Below are 269 nucleotides of genomic sequence, written 5' to 3' on the forward strand. Positions count from 1 at the left end.
CCTGATCGGTCTGCAGGGCACGATCATGGGCGAGATGCAGCATTCCGTCGAAGCCCTGTCGCCGGTCTCGCTCTGCGTCTTCGAGCGCGATAAGCTGATGACGCTCTATAACAAGCACCCCTCGCTCGCCTTCGACATCACCTGGATCGCCGCGCAGGAGGAGCGCATCCTCGACGAACATCTGCTGAGCATCGGCCGTCGTACCGCGCTCGAGCGCGCCGCCTATCTCGTCGCCTTCCTCTATGAGCGTGGCAAGCGGCTCAATCTCT

Annotated in this window: 1 pseudogene; it reads left to right on the forward strand. The window is 62.5% G+C overall.

The annotated features are described in order from the left end of the window. Window positions 1–25: 25 nt before the first annotated feature. A pseudogene (locus SB764_RS40595) lies at window positions 26–269 on the forward strand (Crp/Fnr family transcriptional regulator); the annotation flags it as partial.

The sequence above is a fragment of the Paraburkholderia sp. SIMBA_027 genome, assembly GCF_046535315.1.
Taxonomy (GTDB): domain Bacteria; phylum Pseudomonadota; class Gammaproteobacteria; order Burkholderiales; family Burkholderiaceae; genus Paraburkholderia; species Paraburkholderia tropica.